Genomic DNA, 12316 nt, shown 5'->3' with positions numbered 1-12316 from the left:
TATTCCACGCATGAGCGACAACCAGGTCATCCAGAACAGCGGTCCTTTCCGGATCGGCGACCGGGTGCAGCTGACCGGACCCAAGAACAAGCTGAACACGATCACCCTCGAACCGGGCAAGGTCTTCCACACGCACCGGGGCATCCTGGCCCACGACGACATCATCGGCCTGCCCGACGGATCGGTCGTCTCCAACAACGTCGGCGTGGAGCACCTCGCCCTGCGCCCGCTGCTGATCGACTTCGTGATGTCGATGCCGCGGGGCGCCGCCATCATCTACCCCAAGGACGCCGCCCAGATCCTGGCCCAGGCCGACATCTTCCCTGGCGCGACCGTGGTCGAGGCAGGAGTCGGTTCCGGAGCCCTGTCGCTCTGGCTGCTGCGCGCCATCGGGCCGGCCGGACGCCTGGCCTCCTTCGAACGTCGCAGCGAATTCGCGGATGTCGCACGCGACAACATCGCGACGTTCCTCGGGTCCGATCCCGCCAACTGGAGCATCACCCTCGGCGATTTGGCCGACACGCTGCCCGAGACGATGCCCGCCCAGAGCGTCGACCGGGTCGTTCTCGACATGCTCGCGCCGTGGGAGTGCCTGGGCGTCGTCTCCGATGCGCTCAAGCCCGGCGGGGTGCTGCTCTGCTACGTGGCGACGGTGACCCAGCTCTCGCGGGTGGCGGAGGCCATCCGTGGCACCGGCCTGTACACGAACCCGGACTCGCACGAGACGATGGTTCGGGGCTGGCACGTCGAGGGTCTGGCCGTGCGTCCCGACCACCGCATGATCGGGCACACCGGATTCCTGATCACGGCGCGTCGCCTCGCCCCGGACACGATCCTGCCCGAGCTGAAGCGCCGCCCGTCGAAAACGGACTTCTCCGATGCCGACGTCGAGGCCTGGACACCGGGTGCCCTGGGCGAGCGCAGCGTCAGCTCCAAGGTCATGCGCAAGCGCGTTCGGATCGCCGAGACCGGCGCTGCCATCTCCAAGGCCCGTGAGCTCGACGCGGGCGAGCCCGACGCCCCGACACCCGACGCCCGTTAGTATTGGCTTCGGCCCGCGGCTGGTCGCGAAATTGCCTCTGTCCCGCATAATCGCTTGCCCCACACTGAAATGAGATCCCGTGCGTAGAGCTCCTGCACTCATCGCTTCCGCCGGCCTGCTGGTCGCTGTCCTCACCGGCTGCAGCGCCCCCGGCGACGCAGCGGACTGCGAGGCGCCGGTCATGGAAGGGGCGGCCTCCAAACTCGTCTCGGTGTCGGGAGAGTTCGGCTCTGCGCCGACGGTGGACTTCCCAACCCCCGTGAAAACCGACACCACGCAGGTCAGCGAGATCATCGCCGGTGAGGGGGCCGTGCTCCGGCCGGACCAGTCCGCGCTGGTGGACCTGAGCGTCTACAACGGGACGACCGGTGCAGTGATCAATGAGGCCATGTACGACGGCACCGCGTTGACCGCACTCATTCTGGACAAGGAGAAGACCCTGCCCGGCCTGGCGAGCGGCCTGGAGTGCGCCCAGGTCGGATCCCGCCTGGCCCTCGTCGTTTCACCGGACGACGGCCTCGGACCCGCCGGCGGCGACGCGAACAGCGGCATCGGCGCGGATGACTCCCTGGTCATGGTGATCGACGTCGTGAAATTGGTCCTCGCTCGCGCCGACGGCACGAACCAGCCCGTGGCCGGCGGTCTCCCGTCTGTCGTCCTGGCGGTCGACGGCACCCCCGGCGTGACCATCCCCTCCAGTGAGCCGCCGACCGAACTGCAAATCGGCGTGCTCAAAAAGGGCGACGGGGAGACGGTCGTTGAAGGCGATACCGCGACCCTGCACTACACGGGCGTGTTGTGGAATGAGAAGACCGTTTTCGACTCCAGTTGGACCAAGGGCGAGCCTGCGCCGTTCCTGATCGTGGATGGTTCCAAGACCCAGGGAGGGCTGATCCCCGGATTCGCCAATGCCGTCATCGGCCAGACCGTCGGTTCTCAGATCATCGCCGTGCTCCCGCCGGATCAGGCCTACGGCGACCAGGCCTCGCAGACGATCCCTGCCGGTTCGACCCTCGTGTTCGTCATCGACATCCTCGGGGTGAACTAGGCTGCGACGCGTCGGCCGACGGATAGACTCGCAGCGTGCCGTCCACCTCTGAGAAGACCAGCCGCGTGTCCGTTGAAGAACGCCTGTTCAGCCTTGTACTCGCGCTGATCGCCACGGAGATCGGTCTGACCAAGGCGGACATCCTGTCCACGGTGCAGGGCTACCGTCAGCGCTATGTCTCCGGCGGGGACAACGCCAGCCTCGAGCGTCAGTTCGAGCGGGACAAGGACGACATCCGTGAACTGGGGATACCGCTCGAAGTGGTGGAGCCGCCGGACGACCCCGGCAGCAACCACCACCTGCGGTACCGCATACCGAAGGGTCTCTACGACCTCCCGGCCGACGTGTCCTTCACCGCAGACGAACTCATGCTGCTCAAGCTCGCCGCGACGGTCTGGCGCGAAGGATCGCTGTCCGCCGAGTCACGACGAGCGATGACCAAGCTGAATGCGTTAGGGATCGACTCCAGTGACCCGGTCCTCGGCTATTCGCCGTCTCTGCGGGTGCGCGAGGCATCCTTCGAACCCCTCAGTAAGGCCATGGACCGCGGTCAAGTCGTCGCGTTCCTGTACCTGAAGCCCGGTGAGTCGGAGCCGCGCCGCCGCCAGGTCGAACCTCGGGCCGTGGTGCTCTTCGACGGCCGGTGGCACCTGTTCGGTACCGACCGGGATGCCGCGGCGAACCGCACCTTCCTGCTCTCCCGAATCGTCGGGCCGGTGGTGGCGGTGCCGGGGGGCACGTTCGTACCGCCCGGGGAAGGCCAGGCCCAGGAAGCCCTCAGCGAGCTGCATGCGCTGTGGAACGCCAACCTGGCCACGATCAGCGTGCAACCGGGCAGTGATGCCGCGGTGCGGCTGTCCAAGCGGCACTCAACGGACTCGCCACAGTCAGGGGAGGGGGACACAACGGTGAACCTGCATTTCACCGACCTCAACGTGCTCGCGGACGAGCTCGCGGGGTTCGGCCCGGAAGTCGTGGTTCACGCGCCCGCGGCGCTGCGCTCTGCCGTCCGGGCACGTTTGGTCAGCGTGCGTGACGCGCACACCGACGCACTCACGACGAGCACGACGGAGGAGGGCGAATGAGCGCCGGCCCGGCGATCGGAGCATCCGACAAACTGACCTTCCTGCTGTCCCTGGTCCCGTTCCTGATGGACCACGACCGCATCAGCGTGACGGCCGTCGCCGATCACTTCGGGGTAACGCCCGACCGGGTCCGCGAAGCGGTCAATCTGATTGCGGTCTCCGGTATCCCCGGGGAGACTCGCCAGTACCTGCACGGTGATCTCTTCGACATCCACTGGGAGGAGCTTGAAACCAACGACCTCATCGTGCTCACCCACCTCGTCGCCATCGACGATTCTCCTCGCTTCTCGGCCAGGGAAGCAGCGGCCCTCATCGCCGGCCTGCAGTACCTGTCGTCCCTGCCCGAGAACGCCGACGTCGACGCCATCGCCTCGCTGATGGCGAAGCTCACCCGCAGCGCCTCGGGTGCCCCCAGCCAGGTGGCCGTGGCCGGTACGGATGCCGGCAGTACCATCGCGGTCGTGCAGGCCGCTGTCCGCCACGGGGTCCAGATCGAGTTCGACTACCTGAACGCCCGCGGCGAACAAGAGCAGCGACTGGTCGAACCCTGGCGCATCCAATCCGTGGATCGTGACTGGTACCTGCGGGGTTGGTGCCACCTTCGAGAGGCGGCCCGAACGTTCCGGCTTGATCGGATGAGCGGGCTGCACGTGACGATGATTCCGACCAGCCCTCGGCCCCTCGAGGCGGAACAGCCCGAAGCGCTCTTCGAGGGATCCGCCTCCGACCTCGAGGTGACAGTCGAGCTGGCATCGGCGGCCGTGCCCCTGCTCGCGGACTACGGCCCCTACGGCGCCGGCGTCCCAGGTGGCGACCGCGTTCGCCGAACGCTGGGGGTGGCGCATTTCCACGGCCTCAAACGCCTCGTCGCCGGTCTAGCCGGTGTCGTCGAAGTCGTTGGCCCGATCGAGGCGCGCGCTGTCGTGCGCGACTGGGCGGCCGCAGGGATCGCCCGCTACGACGAGCCGGACGATGCCGGATTCGACCCGCTTGTGGGGGAGTAGACGATGCCCTGGTGGTCGTGGCTCCTGATCTGGACCGGCCTGGTCCTCGGCCTGGTCGGCATGCTGGTCTGGTTCGCCTTCAGGCTGTTCAGGAAGGCCCTGGCGACGGGAGCTGCGCTCGGCGAACTCAGTGAGCGCGTCGCCGCTGTCGGTCAGGTCCCCGAGATGCCGGAACCGGCCCGATTCCGATCCGCGGTCCTCCAGGAACCTGGCGAGGTGTACCTCACTCTCGAGCTCAGCCGAATCGAACGCGCGCAGCGTCGCCAGCGGCGGCGGGATTCTTTGGTCGCCAGAGGTAAACTAGTAACTACACGCCCCTTGACCCAGAGGACAGACACTGATGCTTAATAACCTGACCGGATGGCACTTCCTGATCATCCTCGTCATCGTTCTGCTGCTGTTCGGTGCGCCCAAGCTTCCCGGCCTCGCCCGCAGCCTCGGACAGTCGATGAAAATCTTCAAGAACGAGATCAAGAGCGACAAGGACGACTCCGACACCACCGGCACCGCTGGCGACTCTTCGAAGGCCGCCGGCACCGCCGACCCCTCGACGAAGTCGTAACTCCCGTGGCGGGGCGAACTCCTCGGCGCACGGCCACCGACGGGAAGATGTCGCTGGGGCAGCACCTGCTCGAGCTGCGGAAACGTCTCTTCCTCGCCGCGGCCGGCATTCTCGTCGGCGCGATCGCCGGCTGGTTCCTCTCCGACTTCGTGTGGGATGCGCTGCGTGAGCCGATCTACGCCATCATCGAGGCGCAGAACCGCACCGCCCAGTTGAATTACCCCGACATCACGAGCGCTTTCGACCTGAAGCTGAAGATCTCCTTTTATGTGGGTCTGGTCCTGTCCAGCCCGGTCTGGCTCTACCAGATCTTCGCCTTCCTGGTCCCGGGTCTCACCCGCATTGAAAAGCAGTACACCTTCGGGTTCATCTTCACAGCGATTCCGCTGTTTCTGGCGGGCTGCGCAGCCGGCTGGTTCGTGTTGCCGAATCTTGTGGGTCTGATGACCAGCTTCGCTCCCCAGGAGGACGCCGCGCTGATCGTCGCGCAGAACTACCTCGATTTCGTGTTGAAACTGATGATCGCGATCGGCGTGGCGTTCGTGCTCCCCGTCTTCATTGTTCTGCTCAACTTCGCCGGAGTGATCAGCGCGCAGTCGGTCATCAAATCGTGGCGGATCGCCGTCCTCCTCATCACTCTCTTCACCGCGATCGCCACTCCCGCCGCTGACGTGGTCTCGATGTTCCTGCTGGCCATCCCCATGGTTGTTCTGTACTTCGCCGCCTACGGCATTGCTTTGCTCCACGATCGCCGCGCCGCCCGGCGCGCCCGTGCCCTCGAACAGGAGTTGGCGCTCTAAGCGCATCCGATGACCTACCTTCAATCGCCCGCCGAACGGTACGCTGCCTCTCGATCCCGTGCCGGACGGCCTCGTCTGGAGGCGTTCCGCGCCGGGCTCCGGTTTGAGTTGGATCCCTTCCAACTGGCGGCCTGCGCCTCTCTTGAAGATGGAAACAGCGTGCTGGTCGCCGCGCCGACCGGCGCAGGCAAGACACTCATCGCCGAATTCGCGATCTACCTGGCCATGCAGAGCTCTCGGAAGAAGGTCTTCTACACCGCGCCGATGAAGGCGCTCAGCAACCAGAAATTCCAGGAACTGGTAGGCGAATACGGCCCGGACGAAGTGGGTCTGCTGACCGGAGACACGAACGTCAACCCGCAGGCTCGCATCGTGGTGATGACCACCGAGGTCCTGCGCAACATGCTCTACGCCGATGCGGACCTGCTCACCAACCTCGCGTTCGTCGTTCTGGATGAGGTGCATTTCCTTGCCGACCGGTTCCGTGGAGCCGTCTGGGAAGAGGTGATCATCCACCTTCCACAGGATGTGCGCATGGTCTCACTCAGCGCGACCGTGTCCAACGCCGAGGAGTTCGGAGATTGGCTGCAGGCCGTTCGTGGTGAGACGGATGTCATCGTGTCCGAGGAACGCCCCGTCCCACTCGAACAGCATGTTCTGGTGAAAAGCAAGATGCTGGACCTCTTCGATGCCGCCGGCCTGGCCGGGACGCACCGCGTGAACCCGGAGCTCGTGCGACTCGCCCAGGCGGGCGGGCGCCCAGCGGCACCTCGCTCGGGCAGCGGGCGCCGAGGCGGTGATCGCGACCGAGGCCGCAGTGCCCCGTCGCGCGGCGGTTTCGAGGCCGGGCGTATGGACCGGTCGGAGATCGTCCGGCTGCTGGAGGGTAAGCACCTCCTTCCAGCCATCTTCTTCATCTTCAGCCGGGTCGGCTGCGACCAGGCCGTCCGGCAGGTCCTGCGTGCCGGAGTGCGCCTGACCGACGCGCGGGAACGTGAGGAAATTCGGCAGATCGTGGATGAGCGCTGCCGCACCCTGCTCGATGAAGATCTGGGAGTTCTCGGCTACTTCGAGTGGCTTGACGGGCTCGAACGCGGCGTTGCCGCCCACCATGCCGGGCTCCTGCCCGCTTTCAAAGAGGTCGTCGAGGAACTTTTCCAGAAGAAGCTGGTGAAGGCCGTCTTCGCCACCGAGACCCTGGCTCTGGGCATCAATATGCCGGCTCGCACCGTGGTGCTCGACAAACTCGAAAAGTTCAACGGGGAGGCCCGGGTCCCGATCACGCCGGGGGAGTACACCCAGCTCACCGGGCGCGCCGGACGCCGCGGCATCGACGTCGAGGGCCACTCGGTCATCCAATGGGCCTCCGGTCTCGACCCGCAGACGGTCGCGTCCCTCGCATCTCGCCGCACCTACCCCCTCAACTCCAGCTTCAAGCCCACGTACAACATGGCCGTCAACCTGATTGAGCAGTTCGGGCGCGAACGCACCCGGGAAGTCCTTGAATCCTCCTTCGCCCAGTTCCAGGCCGACCGGGCCGTGGTCGACCTGGCGCGCAAGGTGCGTCAGCAGGAGGAGTCCCTCAACGGTTTCGCCAGCTCCATGGTCTGCCACCTGGGCGATTTCACTGATTATTCCGCGATCCGACGCAACCTCACCGATGTCGAGCGCCAGAGTGCAGCGGGGGAGACCGGCGCCCGCGCGGCCCGTGAACGGCGCCAGCGCGAGTTGGCGAGCCTGCGCAAACGCATGCGCTCACACCCCTGTCACAGTTGCCCCGATCGCGAACAACACGCCCGCTGGGCACAGCGCTGGTGGAAGCTCAAGCGTGACACGGATGCGCTCAGCCAGCAGATCACGACCCGCACCGGCGCCGTTGCCCGCGTCTTCGACCGGGTGACCGATGTTCTCCTCGGGTATGGGTACCTCGTTCAGAACGCTGAGGGCGTAGTGGCTCTGAGCCCGAGCGGCCTCATCCTCCGGCGTATCTACGCGGACCGCGACCTGCTCGTCGCGGAGTCCCTGCGCCGCGGCCTGTGGAAAAACCTGGACCCGGCCGGCCTCGCCGCCATGGCGTGTGCGCTGGTTTTCGAGCCGCGGCGCGACGAGGGACTGATCGACGAACGCTACCTGCCCAAGGGCCCGTTCAGGGAGGCCCTGCACGAGACCCAGGAGTTGTGGAGCCGCCTCGATGACCTGGAGCGTGACCACAAGCTTCCGGGCAGCAACCCGCTCGCGGTCGGGCTCAGCCTGGCCATGTGGAAGTGGGCCAGGGCCGGTTCGCTCGTCGACGTCCTCGACGAGGCTGAGATGGCCGCGGGTGATTTCGTGCGCTGGACCAAGCAGACCATCGACCTGCTGGACCAGCTCTCCGTCGTGGCCGACGACCCCGTCGGTCGCACCGCTCGCCAGGCCATGGACGCCATTCGGCGCGGCATCGTGGCTTACTCGTCGGTCGCTTAGGCTGGAGACGTGACTGCTGTGATCGAAAGGCGGCTGGCATTGCCCCTGCCGGCTGCCATCCTGTTGGCCGCCGTCGCGGGGGCCATCCTGGATGCGGGTTTCCCCGACCGCTCGTGGTGGATTCTGGCGCCGATCGGCGTTTTCCTGATGCTCCTGGCTTTGCTCGGTCGCGGCTTGTGGTCGGGGCTGCTGATCGGAATGGTTTCCGGACTCTCGTTCTGGCTGATTCACATCAGCTGGTTGACCCTGTACCTGGGACCTGTCCCGTGGCTGGCCCTGGCCGGTCTGCAGTCGATGTTCTTCGGCATCAGCCTGGCCCTGATCGGAGTGGTGCTCCGGTACGGCCCACGGGTCTGGCCGTCCAGGCTGGGACGTCTCGGCATGATCCCGCTGGTGGTGGCCGGGCTGTGGACGGCGCGGGAAGCGATCTCGTCGGTCTGGCCGTACGGCGGATTCGCCTGGGGCCGGCTGGCCATCTCTCAGTCCGAGAGCCCGTTCAATTCCCTGGTTGCCTGGGTCGGGATGTCCGGGCTCAGCTTTCTCCTGATCTGGCTCAGCGCCCTCTGCCTTCAGCTCGTCCGTGAGAGCGGTGGACGCCCCGTTCTGCGGGGAAGCGTAGCCGTGGCCGCCGTCGCCCTGCTGCTGGTCGTCCCCGCGTGGCCGACCGTCTCAAGCGGCGAGACTCGGCTGGCTGCTGTGCAGGGGGCTTCCGACGCGGGGCTGTTCGCGCGGTACTCGCCCGGCCAGATTCTGTCCGACCATACGTCGGCGACGCTGGCCGTGATCGACGAGGAGGTCGACTTCGTGGTGTGGCCGGAGAACGCGAGCGACATCGACCCGCTCCGATCGAAGGATGCCGCGCGGAACCTCGACTATCTGAGCCGCGCCATGGACGTCCCGATTGTCGCGGGAACGATCACCCAGCGTGATGGCCGGTTCTACAACAGCTCCCTGCTCTGGAAGTCCGGCGAGGGGGCCGTGGACGTCTACGACAAGGTCCACCCGGTTCCGTTCGCGGAATACATGCCTGACCGTGCATTCTGGCGCCCGTTCGCTCCGGAGCTGATCGACCTCGTCGCTCGCGATTACTCGATCGGCACGCGCGACAACGTCTTCGACGTCGACGGAATCATGGCGGGGATCGCCATCTGCTTCGATATCGCGGACGACCAGCTCGTGCAGGAGATGATCGATGACAAGGCGGAGATCATTCTCGCGCAGACCAACAATGCGGACTTCGGCCGCACCGATGAGAGCGTGCAGCAGTTGGCGATTGCCAGGCTGCGTGCCATCGAGGCCGGTCGAACCGTCGTGAACATCTCAACGGTCGGTACGAGCGCGATCATCACGCCCGACGGTGCCACGCTGGACAGCCTGCCGATCTGGCTGCCCGGGGCGATGGTGCAGACGGTTCCCCTCAGCGATACGGTCACACCGGCCATGGTTGCCGGACGGGGGATCGAATGGCTGGTGTCCGGCCTCGGATTGGCCGGATTCGTGCTGTGTTCCCTTAACGCGCTACGCGCCCGACGGAATCGGGCGCGTAGCGAGTGAATAGCCGGATCAGGCTGGAAATTACGGCCTGATCGGATTGGGGCGAGAGAGAGGGCCGATCAGGCGCCGATCTTCTGCTGTCCGCGACGTTCGCGCAGGAACGTCAGACGTTCCTCGAGGAGTTCCTCGAGCTCGGCGCGGGTACGACGTTCCAGGAGCATGTCCCAGTGCGTGCGCGGTACTTTCTCGTCGGAATGGTCGACGACTACCGGCTTGGAATCAACCAACCGGGTTGCTGTCTGTGAACAGAAGCGGCACTCCCACTCGTCAGGGGCTTCCGCCTCCGCCGAGAAGATCATTACCGTCTCCCGTGCGCACGTTGCACACAGATACGTGTGACTGACTCGTGGTGAAAAGGTGACACCCTCTTCGCTCTGAAGGCTTTGTGCGCCTAACCTCATGCCACGCAAACTGCGATCCGCCATCGTGTGGTCTCCTCTCGCGATGCAACTCTCAGGTATAAACCATCAAGCTGGACGTTATCTTTCCGTTACGTCAATTCTCGGAGGCAACTCTCAGGTTCGTGCTGCGATGACCTTCACGGCTAGGTCGCATCGATCGGTGACGAGGCCGTCGACGCCCCAGTCCAGGAGCCGGGTCATGTCGTCCGGATCGTTGACGGTCCAGACATGCACTTCCACGCCGGCTGCGTGAATTGCGCGGATGAAGCGCGGAGTGAGGATCCGGAGGAAACGCACCGATTCCGGCACCTGCACGGCGGCGAAACCTGTCAGGGAGCGCCGGACGGGGGCGGCGGTGCCCAGTCCGGCGGCCAGGACCGTGCGAATGATGACCGGGGCGGATGCCGAGGTGGCCACCCCGGGCAGCAACCCGACGGCGGTGCGCCGGCGAGCTTCGGAAAAGGAGGTGATCAGCACGCGGTCGATGGCGCGGGCGTCCCTGACGGCGACGGCGGTCGCCTCCGCTGCTGCCGCCGACTTGACGTCGATGTTGAACCGGGCGTCCGGGAACGCGTCCAGCCCCTCACGCAGGGATGCGAACGTCTGCCCCGTGCCGAGGCCGACCCGGCGGAGCTCAGCCATGCTGAGCCGGTCCACACGGATGCGCGTACCGGCCACGTCACAGTCCGCGTCGTGGCTGAGGACGGCGATGCCGTCGGCGCTGGCATGGACATCCGTTTCCAGGTGGGACGCGCCGGCTTCCAACGCATGTCGGAAGGCCAGCAGGGTGTTCTCCGGTGCGCCGAGGGAGAGGCCGCGATGGGCGAACACCCTCGGCCTGACCCCCTCGAGGAACATGCGTACCTAGGGCCCGGTGGTGGCGGGGGCCTGACCGGCTGGGGAGACAGGCGCGGGGACGACCGAGCCGGCGGCGGCATGACCGAATGCCGCACCGATCCCGTTCATCGCCGCCGTGAGTTCGCTCGGCACGATCCACAGCTTGTTCGCGCTGCCCTCCGCGAGCTTCGGGAGCGTCAGGAGGTACTGGTAGGCCAGGAGCTTCGGATCCGGGTCACCGTCGTGGATCGCCTTGAATACCGTTGTGATCGCCTCGGCCTCACCCTGGGCACGCAGGACTGCGGCCTTCGCATCACCTTCCGCCGAGAGGATGGCCGCTTGGCGCGCTCCCTCGGCCGTGAGGATCGCCGACTGCTTCGTGCCTTCGGCGGTCAGGATGACGGCGCGGCGGTCGCGTTCGGCTCGCATCTGCTTCTCCATCGAGTCCTGGATGGACAGGGGCGGGTCGATCGCCTTCAGTTCCACCCGGCCGACGCGGATGCCCCACTTGCCGGTCGCCTCGTCGAGCACGATCCGAAGCTGCCCGTTGATGTTGTCACGACTGGTCAGCGCCTCTTCGAGGTTGAGACCACCGACAACATTCCGCAGGGTTGTCGTCGTGAGCTGCTCGACGGCGCCCAGGTAGTTGGCAATCTCGTAGGTCGCCGCGCGCGCATCCGTCACCTGGAAATACACGACGGTGTCGATCGACACCACGAGGTTGTCTTCGGTGATGACCGGCTGAGGAGGGAACGAAACGACCTGCTCGCGCATATCGAGAAGAGGCCGCACCCGGTCGATGAACGGGACCAGGATGTTCAGTCCCGGCTCGAGCGTCTTGTGGTACTTGCCCAGACGTTCCACGACCCCGGCATTGGCCTGGGGGATGATCTTGATGGCACGCACCAGGACGACGACCACGAACACCCCCAGAACGAGGAGGAGCGCGGCAATGAAGATCTGCCCAATGAATTCTCCGGTGGAGAGCACTATGTGATGTTCCTTTCCGAGGGGAGGACGACGGCGGTGGAGCCTTCGATCGCAGCCACGTGCACAATCTCACCGGGTTCGGCGGATTGCGTGCTGGTATTGGGGGAGAGGCGAGCGGTCCAGGTTTCACCGTTGGCCAGTTTGACCATCCCGCCCGAGGTGCGAACGGTGGAGAGTACCTGCGCGCTCATGCCGAGCAGCGCGGCCACATTGCTCGGGACTTGATCCGCACCCTTTTTCATCATCCGCAGGAGGACCGGCCGGATGAGCAGGATCAGAAGAACCGACACAACGGCGGCGGTCACGATCTGGAGCCACCACACGGCTCCCAGCAGGTTCGCACCCAGTCCGGCCAGGCTGCCCACTGCAATCATCAGGAAGGTGAATTCCAGGGACAGTAACTCGATGATCACGCAGACAAGGATGAAAACAAGCCACACGATCCACAGGTAATCGGTCAGGTCAGCCATTGATTCTTGCGCCCCTCACATCACGGTTCCCCTCGAAGCTATCACCTGCTCGTCAGGGGG

At 65.7% G+C, this 12316-nt stretch carries 12 protein-coding genes; 8 read left to right on the top strand and 4 right to left on the bottom strand.

Annotated elements, in window-relative coordinates:
* The first annotated feature begins 10 nt into the window (after positions 1–10).
* From AC0J5J_RS02865 to lnt, 8 genes are all read left to right on the top strand, one after another.
* Positions 11–1042, top strand: coding sequence for a tRNA (adenine-N1)-methyltransferase (locus tag AC0J5J_RS02865; protein WP_134423426.1), 1032 nt, complete (start codon positions 11–13; stop codon positions 1040–1042).
* A gap of 79 nt (positions 1043–1121) precedes the next feature.
* Complete coding sequence (locus tag AC0J5J_RS02860) at positions 1122–2090, top strand: FKBP-type peptidyl-prolyl cis-trans isomerase (RefSeq protein WP_474899406.1); 969 nt, start codon at positions 1122–1124, stop codon at positions 2088–2090.
* A gap of 35 nt (positions 2091–2125) precedes the next feature.
* Positions 2126–3175: a helix-turn-helix transcriptional regulator gene (locus tag AC0J5J_RS02855; protein ID WP_474899404.1), complete on the top strand. Its 1050-nt coding sequence runs from the start codon at positions 2126–2128 to the stop codon at positions 3173–3175.
* Entirely contained in the window at positions 3172–4179 is a 1008-nt protein-coding gene (locus tag AC0J5J_RS02850) for a helix-turn-helix transcriptional regulator (protein ID WP_474899403.1), read from the top strand. Before AC0J5J_RS02855 ends, AC0J5J_RS02850 begins: the two co-directional genes overlap by 4 nt.
* 340 nt (positions 4180–4519) lie before the next feature.
* Positions 4520–4741: a twin-arginine translocase TatA/TatE family subunit gene (gene tatA / locus AC0J5J_RS02845; RefSeq protein ID WP_134423418.1), complete on the top strand. Its 222-nt coding sequence runs from the start codon at positions 4520–4522 to the stop codon at positions 4739–4741.
* A gap of 47 nt (positions 4742–4788) precedes the next feature.
* Positions 4789–5541 (top strand): twin-arginine translocase subunit TatC, encoded by a 753-nt coding sequence (gene tatC, locus AC0J5J_RS02840; protein WP_134423416.1) that lies wholly within the window; start codon positions 4789–4791, stop codon positions 5539–5541.
* 9 nt (positions 5542–5550) lie between these two features.
* Positions 5551–8004 carry a DEAD/DEAH box helicase gene (locus AC0J5J_RS02835; protein WP_474899401.1) on the top strand — a complete coding sequence of 818 codons (2454 nt, stop codon included), beginning with the start codon at positions 5551–5553 and terminating at the stop codon, positions 8002–8004.
* A 9-nt stretch (positions 8005–8013) separates the two neighbouring features.
* Positions 8014–9558 (top strand): apolipoprotein N-acyltransferase, encoded by a 1545-nt coding sequence (gene lnt, locus AC0J5J_RS02830; RefSeq protein WP_474899399.1) that lies wholly within the window; start codon positions 8014–8016, stop codon positions 9556–9558.
* A gap of 59 nt (positions 9559–9617) precedes the next feature.
* Here lnt and AC0J5J_RS02825 read toward each other — a convergent pair whose 3' ends face one another.
* From AC0J5J_RS02825 to AC0J5J_RS02810, 4 genes are all read right to left on the bottom strand, one after another.
* The gene (locus tag AC0J5J_RS02825; protein ID WP_134363750.1) at positions 9618–9983 is read right to left on the bottom strand and encodes an RNA polymerase-binding protein RbpA; all 366 of its coding nucleotides are present in this window, start codon (positions 9981–9983) and stop codon (positions 9618–9620) included.
* A gap of 90 nt (positions 9984–10073) precedes the next feature.
* Complete coding sequence (locus AC0J5J_RS02820) at positions 10074–10790, bottom strand: glycerophosphodiester phosphodiesterase family protein (protein ID WP_241972610.1); 717 nt, start codon at positions 10788–10790, stop codon at positions 10074–10076.
* A 33-nt stretch (positions 10791–10823) separates the two neighbouring features.
* Positions 10824–11765, bottom strand: a complete 942-nt coding sequence (locus AC0J5J_RS02815) for an SPFH domain-containing protein (protein ID WP_420898527.1) — start codon at positions 11763–11765, stop codon at positions 10824–10826.
* A gap of 20 nt (positions 11766–11785) precedes the next feature.
* Positions 11786–12256 (bottom strand): NfeD family protein, encoded by a 471-nt coding sequence (locus AC0J5J_RS02810; protein WP_134423408.1) that lies wholly within the window; start codon positions 12254–12256, stop codon positions 11786–11788.
* Positions 12257–12316: the final 60 nt, after the last annotated feature.

The sequence above is a fragment of the Cryobacterium sp. TS_SC_7 genome (genome assembly GCF_056156285.1).
This window is presented reverse-complemented; position numbering and strand designations above follow the sequence as displayed.

Bases quoted from the DNA above. Each gene is read 5' to 3' on its own strand.
- AC0J5J_RS02865 (WP_134423426.1), top strand. From the start codon at position 11: ATGAGCGACAACCAGGTCATCCAGAACAGCGGTCCTTTCCGGATCGGC.
- AC0J5J_RS02835 (WP_474899401.1), top strand. From the start codon at position 5,551: ATGACCTACCTTCAATCGCCCGCCGAACGGTACGCTGCCTCTCGATCC.
- AC0J5J_RS02850 (WP_474899403.1), top strand. From the start codon at position 3,172: ATGAGCGCCGGCCCGGCGATCGGAGCATCCGACAAACTGACCTTCCTG.
- tatA (WP_134423418.1), top strand. From the start codon at position 4,520: ATGCTTAATAACCTGACCGGATGGCACTTCCTGATCATCCTCGTCATC.
- AC0J5J_RS02810 (WP_134423408.1), bottom strand. From the start codon at position 12,256: ATGGCTGACCTGACCGATTACCTGTGGATCGTGTGGCTTGTTTTCATC.
- AC0J5J_RS02825 (WP_134363750.1), bottom strand. From the start codon at position 9,983: ATGGCGGATCGCAGTTTGCGTGGCATGAGGTTAGGCGCACAAAGCCTT.
- tatC (WP_134423416.1), top strand. From the start codon at position 4,789: ATGTCGCTGGGGCAGCACCTGCTCGAGCTGCGGAAACGTCTCTTCCTC.